A 17692-nucleotide genomic window follows, 5' to 3' on the forward strand; every position below is an offset into this window, starting at 1 on the left:
TGCTTATGTGCCTGATCCTGGCCGGCTGCGCGGACAGCGCGGTGACGCGGGGGCCGGGCACACCCTTGCCCGCGTCGCCGCCAGCCTCCACGGCACCGGCCGGCAGCGTGATCGGTCCCGGCGCCCCCCCGCCCGCATTCCGCCGCAGACCGTGGCGGGCACGGGGCAGTTGGTGCGCCAGACCCGGCCGATGTCGGGCGTGGCCCCGGCTGCGGCGGGCGAGGGGGAACCGGTGGAGATGAACTTCGTCAACGCCGACGTCCGCTCCGTCATCGACGCGGTGCTGGGCGGCATGCTGGGCCTGAACTACACCATCGACCCCAAGGTCCAGGGTCAGGTGACCATCCGCACCACCCGGCCGCTGGCGCGGGGGCAGGCGCTGGCGGCGGTGGACGCGGCCTTGCGCACCCAGGGCTTCGCCATCGTGGGCGGCGATGGCTTCTACCAGGTGGTGCCGGCGGTGGACGCGGCCGGCCAGGCCCCGGTGCAGGCGCCATCGGCGGCGGAGCGCGCGGCCGGCTTCAGCACCGCCATCGTGCCCATCCGCCATGTCTCGGTCGCGGAACTGGACAGGATCGTCCGCCCCCTGACCCGCCAGGGTTTCATTCTGCTGGCGGATGCTGGGCGCAACATCTTCATCGTCAACGGCACGGCGCACGAGATCGAGTCCTTCACCCAGCTGATCGCCAGCTTCGATGTCGATTGGCTGGCCGGGCTGTCCTTTTCCCTCCACACCCTGCAAGCGGTGGAACCCGCCCGGCTGGAGGCGGAGCTGCGCCGTGTGCTGCAGCTGGACAACGGCCCCCTGCAGGGCATGATCGATTTCGTGCCCATCAACCGCTTGAACGCCCTGCTGGTGGTGGCCAAGCGGCCCGAGCTGCTACCCACCGTCAGCGCTTGGGTGGAACGCCTGGACCGGCCGGGTCCCGATGGCGGCAAGGTCGTGCATTTCTATGAGGTGCAGAACGGCTCCGCCGTGGAACTGGCCAACGCCCTCAATCGCCTGGTGGGACGTGCCGGCACGCAACAGCAGCCGGCGGTGGAGCAGGGGCGGGGTCGCGCCGGCGCCCGCGCCATGGGCGCCAGCACTTCATCATCGAGCCGTAGCGGCCTGTCCACCGCCATGGGCGGCAGCTCCGCCAGCGGTCCCCCCAGCGGAAGCGCCGCGACCGGCGCCTCCGGCTCCGCCGCCAGCGCGCCGCCCAGCCCGGTGGACAGCGGCGCCATCCTCCCGGCCAGTGGCGGTGGCGAGGGCGGTGGGGAGGAAGACGGGCTTTCGGAACTGAAGGGCGTGCGGGTGGTGGCGGATGAGCGGCGCAACGCCCTGCTGATCTTCGGCTCCGGCGCGCAGTACGCGCTGCTGGAACAGGTGCTGACCCGCCTGGACGCCCCGCGAGAGCAGGTGCTGATCGAGGCGACCATCGCCGAGGTCACGCTGAACGACCAATTGAATTTCGGGGTCCAATGGTTCCTGGACCGGGGCAGCAGCACGGTGGGCTTTTCCAACACCACCGGGTCCACCGTCGGCGCCAGCTATCCCAACTTCAACTACACCTTCCTGACCCCCAACACCCGGGTGGTGCTGAACGCGCTGTCCAGTGTCACCGATGTCCAGGTGCTGTCCGCCCCGCGCCTGATGGTGCTGAACAATGAAACGGCGCGCTTGCAGGTGGGTGACGAGGTGCCGGTGGTGGTGCAGTCCGCCACCAGCACCCTGACCAGCGACAGCGCCGTGGTGAATTCCGTCGAATATCACGACACCGGCGTGATCCTGGAGGTGACGCCCCGCATCAACCGCAGCGGTGCTGTGGTGCTGGACGTGAACCAGGAGGTCAGCACCGTGACTAACACCACCACGTCCGGCATCGACAGCCCCACCATCCAACAGCGCAAGATCACCAGCGTGGTGAATGTGCAGGATGGGGAGACGGTGGCGCTGGGCGGGCTGATCAGCGACACCTCCAGCCGCACCGGCGCCGGCATCCCCTACCTGCGCGACATCCCGGTGCTGGGCAAGCTGTTCGGCACCGACGGCCATTCCAAGGGCCGGACGGAATTGCTGGTGTTCCTGCGCCCCGTCATCGTGCGCGACGCCACCCGGGCGCGCGAGGTGACGGACGCGCTGCGCGCCAGCATGAGCCGCCTGGAAATCTTCGCCGGCGCCACCGGCATGCCCGCTGGTATGCCCGCGCCGCCTTCGGCCATGGTGACGCCGCCCGTCCAGAGCGTGCCCCTGCCAGCCACACCCACGGACAAATGAGGGCGGGGGACGGCCAGGAAGGGACGCGCCAGCAGGGCTATGCCCTGTTGCTGGTCCTGTTCCTGCTGGCCATGGCCACGGCGGTGGGCCTGGTGGTCATGGGCAACGGCCTTTCGGCGCGCAAGCTGGCACGCGCCGCCTCCCTCACGGTGGGGCAGGATCAGCGCGCGGCGGCGTCCACCTGGATCGCCCTGGATGATGTGCTGGCGCGCGGCGGCACGGATATCCCGCCCCCTCGGCGCCTGGTGCTGGACGGCCAATCCCTGACCGTCACCGTGACGCCGGAAACCGGACGCATCGACCTGAACGGCCTGTCGCGCAGGGTCTTGGCCGAGGCTATCCATGGACTTGGCTTCGCTGAAGGCCGGGCGCACCAGGCGGCGGATGCCATCGCCGCCTGGCGGGGCATGGATACACCCGGGGCCGGTGGCCTGGACCTGGCCATCGACCCCTTGCGCGCCCTTTGGTCGCTGGAGGACCTGGACGTCATCCCGGGCCTGGACACTGATGTTGCCGCCTGCCTGCGTCGTTGGGGCACTGTTTATGCACGCGGACCCTTCCTTGGGCTGGCGTCCTTGACGCCCCGGCGGACCACGGCGGCTACGGCGGATGAACGGGGGAGGGGCCGCTGGGCCTGGTGGCCGGCGGCATGCTGCGGGTGACGGTGGCGGAGGAGGGCCGGGCCCAGGTCCGGCGTAGCATCCTTCTATATCGGGGCGTTGGGCGCCAGGCGGCGGGGGCCGGAATCGGCGCCGAATCCCCGTGGCTGGTGCTGGAATGGCAGCGGCCGGTTCTGGCGGGGCGTGACGCGTGCGTCATGACCGACCGTGGCGGGGGGCCGTGATGGACGTGCCGGACGACAGCCTGTGGACGGCCCTTTCCCTTATGCTCGCCGCCCTGCTGGGCCTGGTGGGCGGCAGCTTCGCCATGGCGCTGGCCTGGCGCCTGCCGCGTGGCGAACCCTGGGTGGCCGGCCGTTCGCGCTGCCCCAGCTGCGGCACCCCCTTGGCGCCCACAACCCTGGTGCCGGTCTTCTCCTGGCTGGCGCTGGGCGGGCGGGCGCGCTGCTGTGGCGCGCCGATACCGGCGGCCTATCCGGTGGGGGAGGCGCTGGCCGCGCTGGCGTTCATGGCGGCGGTGGCGCGGCTGGATTGGGCACCGGAGACGGCGGCGTTGTGCCTGCTGGCCACCCTGCTGCTGGCCAGCGCCGTCATCGACCTGCGCCACCGCTATCTGCCGGATGGCTTGACCCTGGCGGTGGCGCTGCTGGGCTTGGGAAGCAGCCTGGCGGGGTGGACGGTACCCCCGGCGCAGGGTCTGGTGGCCGCCCTGGCCATCGCCGGCCTGCTGTGGACCGTGCGCTGGGCCCTCAGCCGCCGCCTGCGCCGTGTCGCCTTGGGGCTGGGTGACGTGAAGCTGTTCGCGGCCGCCGGCTGGTGGGTCGGGCCGGCCGGCATGCCCTGGCTGGTGCTGGCCGCCGCTTGCCTGGGGCTGGCCGCCTATCCCCTGTGGCGGCTGGCCCGGCGGCATCAGGGGCGGGAGTGGACCGAAATGCCCTTCGGTCCCGCCATCGCCCTCGCTTTCTATGCCCTGGCCTGGGGCGTCCTTTGATGGATTGTGGTATTCCATCTAAGCGGTGACGGTATTGAACCAAGGATGTGCCCAGCGAGAAGGGATTCCGCGATGATCGTTCACTGGTTGCGCCGCCTTCTCACGGCGCTGGGTTCCAGAGCCACCTCACCAACCGCGGCCGTAATTAGACCTGACTTGAGCAGGGTGCCCGCCAGCCGCAGGGCGGAGGTGGTCGCGACGCATGCCCGGATGATGGCGGCCTTGCCTTATGAGCGTATCACCGTACCAGGAGCCCAGGCATGGGACCATTGGCTGCGCCTGCGCGCGGCCGGGCGTGGCTGGCCCATCATTGTCGGCGACGATGATGCGATGGAAAGGCTGGCCGAGCATTATAGCCTGAGCGATCCCGCAGTATTTCCCGGCGCGCTTCCCGACATGGTACAGACGCTGGCGCCTTCTGAAATTCTGAGAGAGGCGGAGGGACTGCGCTTCCCCGAGATCATGGATAGGTGGCCCGACGGCCCAGATGAAGACCAGATCGGCGTGATGGAAGACGATTGGGAGGATTTCCCGCCGATGCCGGATGGGCCACCCAGGCTGAGTGTGGTGCATGACCACAATCAAAAGCCCTATGCGCGCGTGCATATCCTGCTGATCCCAACGGACCAAGGCTGGCAGGTACCGGCCTATCTGCGCTGGGGTGGTTGGAATGAATGCCCGCCGCCGGAGTCCCATGTCGCCGCACTCCGCGTTTGGCATGAGAAATACGGGGCGGAACTGATCGTTCTCAGCAACGACACCATGGAATTACGTGTTGACCGTCGACCGGCGGATAAGGCCGAGGCTTGGGACCTGGCGCGAAACCAATATCGCTATTGCCGGGACATCGTCGACCAGGGTGTCGGGACTGTCGGTGCGCTGGCCGGCGGCCTTCTGCAAACACCCTACTGGTTCTTCTGGTGGGACTGACAGCTTCTCACTTGTCGGCAGTGTAGACCGACCGGCATTCGCCCACACTGGCGCAGTTGACGGACTTGGCGCCGGCGACGGTGCCCGTATTCTGGGTGTTGTTGCGGGTCAGGCTGTCGCCCCGGCTGACGGGTCTCGCTTCCGGGGCGAACATGCCTTTCAGCCGGCCGTACTCCTCATCGTGGAAGGCCTTCACCTCTTCCGGGGTGGGCAGGAAGCTGGGTGTGATAATGATGTCCTGGCCCAGCATCGGCCCTTCCTCCGCCGGCGATGGGGTGGTGGCCGGCGGGGTGGTGGCCGGCGCGGCCATGGGCGCGGCCGGGGCGGGCGCCCCGCTTTGCGCCAGCGCCGTCATCGGGACCAAGCCCGCCAGGCCCAGCATGAAAAGCGCGGCCCCCGTCGTCGATCGCCCCATCTTGTTCGCCCCCGTCAGGTCAGTTGGGAACCGCTGCCCAGGGGGGCGTCGCCCTCCGGGCCGGAACACGCGTTCAGGGCCTTGCGCCAGACGTTCCAGGCGATGTAGGGCGCCAGGGTCAGCAGCAGGTTGATCGCGATGTGCCGCAGACAGTTGTGCATCCCCGGCCAGGGGGAACTGAGGGCCAACCGGATCTCCAATTCCATCGGGGCGTTGGGATCGGCGGGACGAATGAAGTCCAAGACTCCAGCGCCGCCGATGATGCCGATGATCAGCAGGGCGATGCTGGGCCATAGCACCGCCATGCGCTGACGCGTGGCCATGATGGCGAAAGCCGCCGCCAGAACCAGGGGCAGGGCCAGGCCATGGATGTAGGTGATGGTGGCGAAGGCGCTGTCGAACCAGTCGGGCAGGATGGGCCGAGCCGTGGGGGATGCCCGATGCGTCTCCACGATGGCGGCGACGGCGGCGATGGCCAGCCCATAGGTCATGACCAGGCCCAGCATCGACCCCAGGCCGTAAACCGCCCACGGCGCCCGGGCGCCCCAGGAGCGGAAGTCCCCCCGCGCCACCATGGCGCGCACCAGGGTATCCGGCGTGCCCAGGCGCTGCAGGGCGCGCGCCCTGGCCTGCGCTTCCGCCAGTCCGGCGGCCCGCTCCTCCTCCGCCAGGTCGGCGGCATGGTCCCGCAGTTCCGCGACGTAGCGGCGGGCGTGGCGGGGGGCGACGCCGGCGGCCAGCAGTTGCTCACGCAAGGGGGTGAAAACATCAGGCATGGCTGACCCCTCCGATGGCAGGGCCGCCCAGCACAGCCTGGATGGCCTCGGTCAGACGCGACCAGTTGCCGGCCAGATCGTCCAGGCGGCGGACCCCCGTCGCGGTCAGGGTATAATAGACCCGGCTGCGGCCATTGACCGTCTTGCGGCTGGAGGATAGGGCGCCGTCCCGTTCCAGCGCGTGCAGCACCGGATAGATGACGCCCTCGCCCAGGGCGATGGCCTCGTTGCTGCGCTCGCGGATGGCCTGCACCAGCTCATACCCGTACATCTCCTTTTCCCGCACCAGACGCAGGACCAGCAGCTCGGGCACGCCGCTCATGAAGTTGGAATTGTTCTCTGCCATGGAAGGCCTCAAGCGGACTGTTTCAGGTTTTGATCAGGGGGATGGAGTCCAGGTCGGTGCCCTGGTCTCCAGCGGTCACGTCCCCGGCGGTTGGCACGGCCGCGCGGCAGATGTGGTGGGTCCAGATGTGGTGGGTAAGGTAGGGCACCAGGGTCAACAGCAGGATCACCACGGTGTGGCGCAGCGCCATGTCCAGGTTGACGTACGGGCAGATGAAGGACCAGCCGACCACCAGCTCGATGAAGCCGTCCGGTTCCGTGGGCATCCGCACCTCCGACACGCCGGCACCGCCCACGATGCCGATGATCAGCAGGGCCACGCTGGGCCATAGGACAGGCATGCGTTGCCGGGCCGCCATCCAGGCGACGCCGCCACCGATCAGCAGCGGCAGGACCAGGCTGTGCAGATAGCCCAGGGTGGCCGTCGCCGTCCCGAACCAGGAGGGCAGGATGGGATGCGCGCCGGGGTAGGGGCGGTGCGACACCAGGATGCCGATCAGGGCGGCCAGCGCCAGCCCATAGCAGGCCGCGACGCCCGCCAAGGGGGCGAAGCCGTAAACCGCCCACGGGGCCTTGGCACCCCAGGATCGAAAGTCGCCCCGCCGGATCATGGCCTGGGCCAGATCGTCCGTCGTGCCCAGCCGGCTGGCGGCCCAGGCCGCCGCTTCCGGCCGCGTCAGGCCGGCCGCCACGCCGTCGGCGGTCAGGTCTGCCGCGTGTTCCCGCAGCTCGGCGACATAGCGCTGGACGTGGCGGGGGGCGATTCCCGCCACCAGCAGGCGTTCCCGCAAGGGAGTGAAAATGTCAGGCATGGGCAGTGCCCTGCCGGCCCGTCCAACGCCAGCTTTGCCAGCATAGATAGGGAACCAGGGTCAGCGACAGGTTCATGGCGATGTGCCCCATGGCGGTACCGAGATGCCCGTAAGGGGGAGCAGCATGGTGCCGACGCCAATGGACCATTGGCTATCCGGTGTGGTGGGTGGCTGAATGTGCCACATGCTGCCGGCGCCCAGGACGGCCACCGCCAGCAAGGCCAGGCTGGGCCATAGGACAGGCATCCGCTGGCGCGCGGCCAGGATGGCGAAGCCGGCGCCGATCAGAAGGGGCAGGGCCAGGCTTTGGCCATAACTGATGACGGTGACCGCGCTACCGAACCAGCTGGGCAGCATCGCGGGCGTGTCGGGCGCGGGGGTGTATATCTCGATGACGGCGAGAAGGGTGCCCAGCGCCAGGATGGTGGTGGCCAGCACACTCAGAACGGCGCCGATGCCATAGACCGCCCACGGCGCCCGGGCGCCCCAGGAACGGAAATCGCCGCGCCGCAGCAGCGCCTGGGCCAAATCCTCCTGCGTGCCCAGGCGGGCCAGGGCGCGCGTCTCCGCCTCGGCCCGGGACAGGCCGCTGGCCATCTCTTCCTCCGTCAGGTCGGAGGCGTGCTCGCGCAATTCCGCGATATAGCGGCGTGCATAGCGCGGCGCTATGCCGGCCGTCAACAGGCGTTCGCGTAAACGGTCGAACATGGTCCCTCGCATACCTTGTGATGCTAGGTATCATACCTTGCCGTGAAAGGTATGGCAACGACCTTGGCGATGGCTGCCCCGCCATTGCATGTTACCGGTATCAGGCCTACATTCCGGACGCGACCGTCGTTCCCGCCCTCCTTCCATGGCCGGCGGCCGGGGGAAGTGTGGATTTATCGTACAAATTTGGCTAACAAGGGACGGCGCCCCGACACCAGGCCGCCCGGTCAGGGGCCACCCAAAGGGATAGGAACACCAGATGTCTTTGCACGGTAAGCTGCTGATCGGCAGCGCCCGCGTCGCCACCGACGCCACCTTCACCGCCATCGATCCCGCCACCAACGCGGCTCTGGACACTGCCTTCGCCCAGGGTGGCGCCGATCATGTGGCCCAGGCCTGCGCCCTTGCCGCCGCCGCCTTCGACACCTTCCGCGAGACCAGCCTGGAGCTGCGCGCCAGCCTGCTGGAAAAGATCGCCGACAACATCCTGGCCCTGGGCGACGCCCTGCTGGACCGTGTCGGCCAGGAAAGCGGCCTGCCGCGCGCGCGGCTTGAGGGGGAGCGGGGCCGCACCATGGGCCAGCTGCGCCTGTTCGCCAGCGTCGTCCGCCAGGGTGACTGGCTGGGCGTGCGCGTCGACCCGGCGATGCCGGAGCGCAAGCCGCTGCCCCGCGCCGACCTGCGTCTGCGCCACATCGCCGTGGGCCCTGTCGCCGTGTTCGGCGCCAGCAACTTTCCGCTGGCCTTCTCCGTCGCCGGCGGCGACACCGCCTCGGCCCTGGCCGCCGGCTGCCCGGTGGTGGTGAAGGGGCATCCCGCCCACCCCGGCGCCAGCGAGATGGTGGGTGAGGCCATCGCCGCCGCCGTCAAGGAACTGGGCCTGCCCGAGGGCGTGTTCAGCCTGCTCAGCGGCACCACCAATGAGCTGGGCGGCGCCCTGGTCGCCGATCCGCGGATCAAGGCGGTGGGCTTCACCGGTTCCCGCGCCGGTGGCCTGGCCCTGGTGCGCATCGCCCAGAGCCGCCCGGAACCGATTCCCGTCTATGCCGAGATGAGCAGCATCAACCCCGTGGTGCTGATGCCTGCCGCCCTGTCGGCGCGGGCCGAGGCCCTGGGCCAGGCTTTCGTCGGTTCGCTTACCATGGGTGCCGGCCAGTTCTGCACCAACCCCGGCCTGGTCATCGCCCAGGACGGCCCGGATCTGGAGCGCTTCATCTCCGCCGCCACCGAGGCGATCGGCCGGACCACGCCGCTGGTCATGCTGACCCCCGGCATCGCCAAGGCTTACAAGCAGGGCGTGAAGGCCCTGGCCGACAGCCCCAGCACCACCATCCTGGCCCAGGCGGCCGAGGGCGAGGGCAACACCTGCTCCGGCGTGCTGTTCAGCGTGACGGCGGCCGATTTCCTGGCCGACCCGGCCCTGGCGCACGAGGTCTTCGGCTCCTCCTCCGTCATCGTACGCTGCCCGGATTTGGAAGCGGTGAAAGCGGTGCTGGAAGGGCTGGAGGGCCAACTGACCGCCACCCTGCACCTGGACGAGGCGGACTATGACGCCGCTGCCGCCCTGGTGCCGACGCTGGAGCGCCGGGTGGGCCGCATCCTGGCCAACGCCTGGCCCACAGGCGTGGAGGTTTGCCACGCCATGGTGCATGGCGGTCCGTATCCGTCCACGTCCGACGGGCGCACCACCTCGGTCGGCACGCTGGCCATCGAGCGCTTCCTGCGCCCGGTCTGCTACCAGGACCTGCCGGACGCGTTGCTGCCCGCGGCGGTGAAGTACGCCAACCCGCTGGGCCTGAACCGCCGTGTCGACGGCGTGGTGCAGCCCGGCAAGTAAGTCGTCACGGGGGCGGGCCGGAAGCGCGGCCCGCCCTTTTTTCATAAAAAACAGGGGAGCCCAGAGAGCGGATGTCACCAGAGCGCATGTCACCGATCAAGATCGGCCTGGTGGGCGTGGGCAAGATCGCCCGCGACCAGCACCTGCCCGTCATCGCCGCCAATCCGGACTATGAGCTGGTGGCCGTGGCCAGCCGTAACGCCACGCTGGATGGTGTGGACAGCTACGTCAGCCTGGACGCCCTGCTGGACGCCCGCCCGGAGATCGAGGCCGTCGCCCTCTGCACCCCGCCGCAGGGCCGCCACGCCCTGGCCCGCCATGCGCTGGAGCGGGGTGTCCACGTCCTGTTGGAAAAGCCGCCAGGCGCCACTTTGGCGGAGGTGCATGACCTGGTCGCTCTCGCCAAGGAAAAGGGCCTGGCCCTGCTGGCGACCTGGCATTCCCGCTACGCCCCGGCGGTGGAACCCGCCCGTGCCTGGTTGGCGGGCCGCACCCTGAAATCGGTGTCGGTGTCGTGGAAGGAAGACGTGCGCCATTGGCACCCGGGCCAGGAATGGATTCTGGCAGCCCGGCGGCCTGGGCGTGTTCGACCCCGGCATCAACGCCCTTTCCATCATCACCCACATCCTGCCGCGCGCCCTGGTGCTGAAGGCCGCGACACTGGAGTTCCCGGCCAACCGCCAGGCCCCCATCGCCGCCCAGCTGGATTTCCAGGACTTGGCCGGCGTGCCGGTGCGGGCGGAATTCGATTGGCGCCAGACCGGCCCGCAAAGCTGGGACATCGTGGTGGAAACGACCGATGGCACCCTGACCCTGAACCGGGGAGGGGCCGCCATGAGCATCGATGGCGCGCCGCATCTGGAAGAGCCGGAGGCCGAGTACGCCAACCTCTATGCCCTGTTCAGCCGCTTGGTGCGGGAGCGGCAGGTCGATGTGGACCTGGCCCCCCTCAGCCACGTGGCCGACGCTTTCCTCTGTGGCCACCGTGTGCTGGTCGAGGATTTCCACGACTGAGTCCGACGTGGTTTCGATGGTGATATCGAAAAAGCCGGCGGTGCTTCCGCCGGCTTTTTTCATGAGCGTGAAAACGCTTTCAAGGGGCGATAGGGCTAAAGGCATAGGCGGTGCGGCCTCTCGGACCGTAACAATGTTTGCGCCGGCGCCAACGACATTCCGAAATTTTTTATTTGGCACTGTGACTTAGCGGCAAGACCCTGATTAGTCATATATTTTTGCCAACGATGCGGCCTATGCCATCCGGTTCCGTTGCAAGATCGTGAAGGCGGCCTTGACAACGTTGCCACACCCCCACAAAGATGCCCGTGCCAGCTGACCCAGCAATCGGTCGCGGCAACAAAAAAGCGGGGGGAGAATGAGCATTCCAGACATCACAAGACCGACTCCTGCGCCCGGCCTTTAAGGCCGTGAGGCGTTTTTGCGTGTCCACAAATAAATAAATCAAATTGGGAGAGAGATGATGCGCCCGACCTCTAAGGCCATCGCATTGCTATCCGTCTCGGCACTGGCATTCACCTGGGCCGGCCTGGCCCACGGGCAGACCGCGTCCGATACCGCGAAAGACGATTCCCTGGATGAAATCGTCGTCGTGGGTATGCGCAAGGCCCTGAACAACGCGCAGGAATTCAAACGCAACTCTGAGGAGATCGTGGACTCGATCTCCGCCGTCGACATCGGCGCCTTGCCGGACCGCTCGGTGACCGAAGCGCTGCAGCGCGTTCCCGGCATCAGCATCGGCCGCACGGATGAGCCACGCGACATCGACCGGCTGAACGTCGAAGGGTCGGGCGTGCAGATTCGCGGCCTGACCTGGGTGCGCTCCGAGATCAACGGGCGCGACAGCTTCGGCGCCAAGAACGGCCGCGCGCTGGGGTGGGAAGATGTCACGCCTGAATTGGCGGCTGGCGTCGATGTCTACAAGAACCCCTCGGCGGACATCGTCGAAGGCGGTCTGGGCGGCACCATCAACCTGCGCACCCGCATGCCGTTCGACAGCGACGGCCAGGTGATCGGCTTGTCGGCGGACGCCACCAACGGCGACCTGCGCCACAAGTGGACGCCCTCGGCGTCGGGGCTCTACTCCAACCGCTGGGACACCAAGATCGGTGAGATCGGCATCCTGGTGGACATCGCCCATTCCGAACTCAGCAGCCGCCTGAACGCGCTGGAGGTCGATCCCTACAACGCCCATTCCACCAAGACCCAGTCGTCCTACGACGGCGGAACGACCTTCAACTTCAACGGCGACAATTCCATCAGCGGCCAGCCGAAGTCGGTGGTCATGGTTCCCAGCGGGGTCGAATATCGCCTGGAGGACCGCGACCGCACCCGCGATGGCCAATACGGCGCCCTGCAGTGGAAGCCGACGGACGAGTTGGAGATTTACGGCACCTACTTCCGCTCCACCTCCAAGCTGGTGAGCACCGACCACTTCGCCCAGACGTCGGCTTGCTGCTCCGCGACCAACAACCAGAGCTTCCTGAACCAGCCGGCGGCCGGCAGCGGCTTCACCTTCGATAGCGACGGAAACTTCCTGACCGGCACGATCGTCGACGGCGGTGGCGGTGGCAACGGCGTCGCCAACAGCTTCCTGCTGAATCTGGGTACCCGGTATGGCGAGGAGAATGACGAGACGTGGGACGCCTCGGGTGGCGTGAAGTGGAACCACGACCGCTGGCACGTCAACGCGGACTTCCAGCGCATCTTCTCCCGCCGCGACGACTATGACATGACCGTTTACAACACGGTCACGGCCACGGGCGGCGTGGGCCTGGACCTGCGGGGCGACCTGCCCGTCATCAAGATGCAGAACCTGACGGCCACGCCCAACGTGTTCAACCTCTATGCGGCCATGGATCATAATGAGATCGACAAGGCCGATGAAACCGCGGGCAAGTTTGATACCGTCTACGACGTCGACGGCGATTTCCTGAAATCGCTGAAGTTCGGTTTCCGCAGCACTGATCGCCATTCCATCCAACGCGACGGCGGCTATAACTGGGCGTTGATTTCAGCGCCTTGGGCCTTCACCGGCCAGACGGCGACGGTGGGGCAGTTCCCCGAGCATCAGGAAATCGTCAACTTCAACAGCTTCCTGGGCGGCAGCATGCCGTCGCTGTGGATGCCCAGCGTCGACCTGGCCAAGAACAAGACCCTGCTGGCCAGCTACATGCAGAAGCTGCTGTACACGCCGAACCTGGGCAGCAACCTGGCAGCCTACACCGACGGCACGTACGGTTACTATTGCGCTACCTGCGGTCATGGCACAATTCCGTCCTGGGCGGCCAATGGCGGCAAGTACAGCCCGTTCCCCAACGGCAGCCTGGCCGGTTACCTGCCCATCTGGGCCGGTGCGCCGGTGGACGCCAACAACAAGCTGCTCAGCACCACCCAGCCGGTGGGCAGCAACATCACCTTCTGGCAGCCCTTCAACGGCAACTACAACTACGCCCCGACCTCCACTTCGGGCCTGGGCACCAATGATCAGTCCGAATGGACCAACGCCGTCTATGCCCAGGTGCGCTTTGGCCACGACGACCTGTTCGGCTGGAACCTGCCCTGGGACGGCAACATCGGTGTCCGCGCCGTGCGCACGGACAGCCATTCCATCGGTTTCGGCCACGTGGCGTCGTTGACCCAGAACGGCGATACCTCGTCGTATTCGCCCGCGGCGTTGCAGGCGCTGTTGTTCGCCAATGGCGCCAACAACATCACCGCGTTCAGCAACCACTACACCGACATCCTGCCCAGCCTGAACCTGCGGTTCAAACCCCAGGATGACATGGCCATCCGCTTCGCGGCCGCCACGTCCATCGTGCGGCCGGACTTCTACCAGCTGTCGCCGTCCTTCACGATGACGGGCACCTATCAGAACCGGGCGGCCACGGTGGCGGACAAGGTCATCAACACCGTCACCAACCAGCCCTATACCCAGGCCGAGTTGGACAAGGCGGCGGCGACGGGCAGCCCGGTCATGTACAACACCGGGGTGTCCTTCGCCTTCAACACGGGCAATCCGAACCTGAAGCCCATGCGGGCCCAGTCCTTCGACCTGTCCTACGAATGGTACCTGAAGCCGGGCTCCATGGTGTCCTTCGGTGTGTTCGACAAGGAAATCTACGACTACATCCAGAGCGACCAGACGGTCGTCCAGGTGACCAACAACGGCATCACCCAGACGGTCGTCGGCAATGTGCCGCAGAACCACGGCCATGGCCGCATCATGGGCCTGGAAGGCCAAGTCACCTACTTCTACGACTTCCTGCCCGGCGTCCTCAGCGGCCTGGGTACGGACGTCAACTTCACCATCCTGGACAGCAGCGGCACGCAGAACACCTCCGGCAGCGTGTTCGACGGCAGCCAGATCGGGGCCAGCAAGCTGAAGCTACCCCTGGAACAGCTGTCGACCTACACCCTGAACGCGGCATTGCTGTACACCAAGTACGACTTCGACTTCCGCCTGGCCTATAATTGGCGGTCGCGCTACCTGATGGCGGCCTCGGCCTCCAACGTCCAGGCGCCGGCCTACATGGAAGACTACGGCCAGTTGGATGCGTCGCTGGTCTATTCGATCAACGAGCATTTCAAGGTCGGTGTCCAGGCGGCCAACCTGCTGGCGACCAAGAACGTCATCTCGATCGATGAACGTGACAACTGGTACTACGGCACCCAGGGCAACATGAGCAACAGCCTGATCTACAAGCATAACTACACGGTTGCGGACCGTCGCTACTCCCTGGTCTTCCGCGCCGTTTACTAAGGGTGCGGTAAGTATTGAAAAAGGCGGCGCCGGTGGGACCATCGGCGCCGCCCGAATTGCGATAGAGTAAGGAAGCCAGGTCGCGGGGCAGGTAAGCCGTGGCCTGGTTTTTACCAGTTCGGTTTCGGGGGGAGTCCCATGTCCGCGTCAACGGTCACGCGTCTGGTCATCGTCGGCGGCGGCACCGCCGGATGGATGTCCGCCGCCTTCCTATCCAGCCTGTTCCCTGCGCGCCAGCTGTCGCTGACCGTGGTGGAATCAGCGGAGATCGGCACCATCGGCGTGGGAGAGGCGACCATTCCCCCCATCCAGGTCTTCAACAAGGCGGCAGGCATCGACGAGGCCGCGTTCCTGCGCGCCACCGAGGGCACCTACAAACTGGGTATCGAGTTCGTGGACTGGCTGCGGCCCGGCCACCGCTACATGCACCCCTTCGGCCAGCCGGGCCAGGCCATCAACGGCGCCTCCTTTCATGCCTGGTGGCTGCGGCTGCGGGCGGCCGGATATCCCCATCCCCTGTCCGATTTCTGGATGAGCGAGGTCCTGGCCCGCAAGAACCGCTTCGACTTTCCCTCCAGCGATCCGCGTACGCCCAAGTCCGGCCTGGCCTATGCCTATCATTTCGACGCCGGCCTCTATGCCCAATTCCTGCGCCAGATCGCGGAATCGCGCGGCGTCCGGCGGATCGAGGCGACGGTGGCCAATGTCGCCCTGGATGGCGCCGACGGCACCGTCAGCCATCTGGACCTGGCCGATGGCCGCCGGGTGGAGGGCGACTTCTTCATCGACTGCACCGGCTTCCGCGCCCTGCTCATCGGCCAGGCGCTGGGGCAGGGGTATGAGGACTGGTCGCACTACCTGCCGGCCAACCGGGCCGTGGCCGTGCCATCGCAGCGGGTGGCGCCGCCGGTGCCTTACACCAGCGCCACGGCGCGGACGGCGGGATGGCAATGGCGCATCAACCTGCGCCACCGCACCGGCAACGGCTATGTCTATGTCAGCGACCTGATCAGCGATGATGAGGCCGCGGCCACCCTTCTGGCCAACCTGGACGCGCCGGCGTTGGATGATCCGCGCTTCCTGCGCTTCACCACCGGCCGCCGGCGGTCGCGGCATAAGAACGTGCTGGCGGTGGGGCTCAGCTCCGGCTTTCTGGAGCCGCTGGAATCCACCAGCATCCACTTCATCCAGCACGCGCTGATCAAGTTCGCCGCCACCTTCCCCTTGGCCAAGGACGATCCCGTCTCCGCCGGCATCTTCAACCGCATCATGGCGGAGGAGTTGGAGCAGGTTCGTGACTTCCTGGTGTTCCACTATCACGCCAACGACCGCGTGGGCGAACCGCTGTGGGACCGGGCGCGGGCCATGCCCCTCCCCGACAGCCTGGTGGAGAAGATGGCGCTGTTCCGCGCCCGTGGCTTCGCCATCTTCCCCAACCAAACCCTGTTCCAGGAGCCCAACTGGCTGGCCGTCATGCTGGGCCAGGGGCTGGAGCCGCAGTCCTACGACCCCCTGACGGATGGCGCCCCGCTGGAGGAGGTGCGTAGCGGCTTCGACGCCATGCGCCGCACCATCGCCCAGGTGGCGGACGGTTGCCGTCCGCATGAGGCCTTCCTGGACGATGGCGCCGCCGCGCCGATGGCCCGCGCCCGCCCATGACCGTCCCTAACCAAGGCCCCCTGCGCCGCATCCTCATCGTCGGCGGTGGCACCGCCGGTTGGATGGCGGCCTGCGCCCTGAACCAGGCCGTGCGGGCGGGCGGCACGCGGGTCGAGCTGGTGGAATCGGATGCCATCGGCACCGTCGGGGTGGGGGAGGCGACGGTGCCCCCCATCCGCCAGTTCAACCAGGACATCGGCCTGGACGAGGCCACCTTCATCAAGGCGACCCAGGGCACGTTCAAGCTGGGCATCGAATTCCAGGACTGGCGCGCGACCGGAACCCGCTTCTTTCATGGCTTTGGCGACTACATCGTCAACGCCGGGCCGTTTTCCACCCTGAACCACTGGCTGGTGGCGCGCGATCTGGTGGGGGAGGCGGCGGGCGATTTCGACGCCTATCACATGGCGGCCGTTATGGCCCGTGCCGGGCGGTTCGCCGCCCCCGACAACGATCCCCGCTCACCCTATCATTACTTCAATTACGCCTTCCATTTCGACGCCGGCCTCTATGCCCGCCTGTTGCGGACCAAGGCGGAGGCGGAGGGCGTGACGCGCCATGAGGGGCGCATCGTCGCCACCGATTTGCACCCCGAAACCGGGCACATCCGCTCCGTCCGGCTGGACGATGGGCGGGTCCTGTCGGCGGACCTGTTCATCGACTGCTCCGGTTTCATCGCCCTGTTGGCGGACAAGGCGCTGGAGGAGCGGTTCATCGACTACGGCCATTGGCTGCCGGTGGACCGGGCCTGGGCCGTGCCCTGCGCCAGCCTGGGGCCGCCGTCGCCCTACACCCGCGCCACCGCGCTGGAGGCGGGATGGCAGTGGCGCATCCCCTTGCAGCATCGCACCGGCAACGGCTACGTCTTCTCCACCGCCCATGTCACGGAAGACGCGGCCCGTGCACGCCTCCTGGCCAATCTGGACGGGCAGGCCCTGGACGAGCCACGGTTGTTACGATTCCGAACCGGCCGGCGGGAGCGGTTCTGGGCGCGCAATTGCGTTGCCATCGGCCTGTCCTCCGGCTTTGTCGAGCCGTTGGAATCCACCTCCATCTCCTTGATCCAGGGCGGCATCACCCGGCTGATCAGCCTGCTGCCGGACCTGTCGTTCAATCCGGGGCTGGCGGCGGAATACAACCGTGTCCAGGCGTTGGAGTTCGACCGCATCCGCGACTTCATCATCCTGCATTACGCCCTGACGCAGCGGGACGACACCGCCTTTTGGCGGGAGCGGGGTGGGATGGCCCTGCCCGACACCCTGGCCTATCGCATCGAAACCTTCCGCGAGACGGGGCATGTGGTGCTGCTGAACGAGGAAACCTTCGTCGCTCCCAGCTGGCAGGCCCTGTTCATCGGCCTGGGCCTGATCCCCAAACGCCGCGACCCCCTTATGGCGGCTCAGCGGCGCGAAGAAATCATCGAAACCCTGCGCCTGCGCCGCACCAGCCTAGCCAGCGCCGCCCAGCGGCTGCCCACCCATGCGGCGTTCCTGGCGCGGCTTGGGATGACCGAGAGCCCATAAGAAAAGGCGGCGGCGCTTTCCCGCACCGCCGCCTTGTTC

General features: G+C 67.4%; 15 protein-coding genes and 1 pseudogene. 11 read left to right on the forward strand and 5 right to left on the reverse strand.

Translation table 11 applies throughout. The features are described 5' to 3' along the window. The first annotated feature begins 7 nt into the window (after nucleotides 1–7). The 5 genes from gspD (at nucleotide 8) to UCD39_RS06320 (ending at nucleotide 4801) form a co-directional block, all read left to right on the forward strand. On the forward strand, nucleotides 8–2260 hold the full coding sequence (gene gspD / locus UCD39_RS06300) for a type II secretion system secretin GspD (protein ID WP_330495202.1): 2253 nt from the start codon (nucleotides 8–10) through the stop codon (nucleotides 2258–2260). Beyond that, the gene (locus tag UCD39_RS06305; protein ID WP_330495203.1) at nucleotides 2257–2922 is read left to right on the forward strand and encodes a hypothetical protein; all 666 of its coding nucleotides are present in this window, start codon (nucleotides 2257–2259) and stop codon (nucleotides 2920–2922) included. Before gspD ends, UCD39_RS06305 begins: the two co-directional genes overlap by 4 nt. Beyond that, on the forward strand, nucleotides 2910–3104 hold the full coding sequence (locus tag UCD39_RS06310; RefSeq protein WP_330495204.1) for a hypothetical protein: 195 nt from the start codon (nucleotides 2910–2912) through the stop codon (nucleotides 3102–3104). The genes UCD39_RS06305 and UCD39_RS06310 overlap by 13 nt, the downstream gene beginning before the upstream one ends. Then, the gene (locus UCD39_RS06315; protein WP_330495205.1) at nucleotides 3104–3871 is read left to right on the forward strand and encodes a prepilin peptidase; all 768 of its coding nucleotides are present in this window, start codon (nucleotides 3104–3106) and stop codon (nucleotides 3869–3871) included. Before UCD39_RS06310 ends, UCD39_RS06315 begins: the two co-directional genes overlap by 1 nt. Before the next feature lie 72 nt (nucleotides 3872–3943). Beyond that, on the forward strand, nucleotides 3944–4801 hold the full coding sequence (locus UCD39_RS06320) for a DUF4253 domain-containing protein (RefSeq protein WP_330495206.1): 858 nt from the start codon (nucleotides 3944–3946) through the stop codon (nucleotides 4799–4801). Between the two features lie 7 nt (nucleotides 4802–4808). On the opposite strand, the gene UCD39_RS06325 is transcribed toward UCD39_RS06320, so the two are convergent. From UCD39_RS06325 to UCD39_RS06345, 5 genes are all read right to left on the reverse strand, one after another. Then, nucleotides 4809–5216, reverse strand: a complete 408-nt coding sequence (locus UCD39_RS06325) for a hypothetical protein (protein ID WP_330495207.1) — start codon at nucleotides 5214–5216, stop codon at nucleotides 4809–4811. Between the two features lie 14 nt (nucleotides 5217–5230). Continuing rightward, nucleotides 5231–5992: a permease prefix domain 1-containing protein gene (locus tag UCD39_RS06330; RefSeq protein ID WP_330495208.1), complete on the reverse strand. Its 762-nt coding sequence runs from the start codon at nucleotides 5990–5992 to the stop codon at nucleotides 5231–5233. Beyond that, entirely contained in the window at nucleotides 5985–6338 is a 354-nt protein-coding gene (locus UCD39_RS06335; protein ID WP_330495209.1) for a PadR family transcriptional regulator, read from the reverse strand. Before UCD39_RS06335 ends, UCD39_RS06330 begins: the two co-directional genes overlap by 8 nt. Nucleotides 6339–6360: 22 nt before the next feature. Next, on the reverse strand, nucleotides 6361–7149 hold the full coding sequence (locus UCD39_RS06340; RefSeq protein ID WP_330495210.1) for a hypothetical protein: 789 nt from the start codon (nucleotides 7147–7149) through the stop codon (nucleotides 6361–6363). A 72-nt stretch (nucleotides 7150–7221) separates the two neighbouring features. Next, nucleotides 7222–7857 carry a permease prefix domain 1-containing protein gene (locus tag UCD39_RS06345; RefSeq protein WP_330495211.1) on the reverse strand — a complete coding sequence of 212 codons (636 nt, stop codon included), beginning with the start codon at nucleotides 7855–7857 and terminating at the stop codon, nucleotides 7222–7224. 259 nt (nucleotides 7858–8116) lie between these two features. Between UCD39_RS06345 and UCD39_RS06350 the strand changes: the two genes are divergently transcribed. From UCD39_RS06350 to UCD39_RS06375, 6 genes and pseudogenes are all read left to right on the forward strand, one after another. Continuing rightward, the gene (locus tag UCD39_RS06350; protein ID WP_330495212.1) at nucleotides 8117–9694 is read left to right on the forward strand and encodes an aldehyde dehydrogenase (NADP(+)); all 1578 of its coding nucleotides are present in this window, start codon (nucleotides 8117–8119) and stop codon (nucleotides 9692–9694) included. A gap of 86 nt (nucleotides 9695–9780) precedes the next feature. Further along, nucleotides 9781–10059, forward strand: a pseudogene (locus tag UCD39_RS06355) (Gfo/Idh/MocA family protein); the annotation flags it as partial. 217 nt (nucleotides 10060–10276) lie between these two features. Continuing rightward, nucleotides 10277–10708, forward strand: coding sequence for a hypothetical protein (locus UCD39_RS06360; RefSeq protein ID WP_330495507.1), 432 nt, complete (start codon nucleotides 10277–10279; stop codon nucleotides 10706–10708). A 463-nt stretch (nucleotides 10709–11171) separates the two neighbouring features. After that, nucleotides 11172–14471, forward strand: coding sequence for a TonB-dependent receptor (locus UCD39_RS06365; protein ID WP_330495213.1), 3300 nt, complete (start codon nucleotides 11172–11174; stop codon nucleotides 14469–14471). A 138-nt stretch (nucleotides 14472–14609) separates the two neighbouring features. Next, entirely contained in the window at nucleotides 14610–16130 is a 1521-nt protein-coding gene (locus UCD39_RS06370) for a tryptophan halogenase family protein (RefSeq protein ID WP_330495214.1), read from the forward strand. Further along, complete coding sequence (locus UCD39_RS06375; protein WP_330495215.1) at nucleotides 16127–17653, forward strand: tryptophan halogenase family protein; 1527 nt, start codon at nucleotides 16127–16129, stop codon at nucleotides 17651–17653. Before UCD39_RS06370 ends, UCD39_RS06375 begins: the two co-directional genes overlap by 4 nt. Nucleotides 17654–17692: the final 39 nt, after the last annotated feature.

This window comes from Nitrospirillum karajorum (assembly GCF_036348415.1).
In the GTDB taxonomy this organism is placed as follows: domain Bacteria; phylum Pseudomonadota; class Alphaproteobacteria; order Azospirillales; family Azospirillaceae; genus Nitrospirillum; species Nitrospirillum amazonense_B.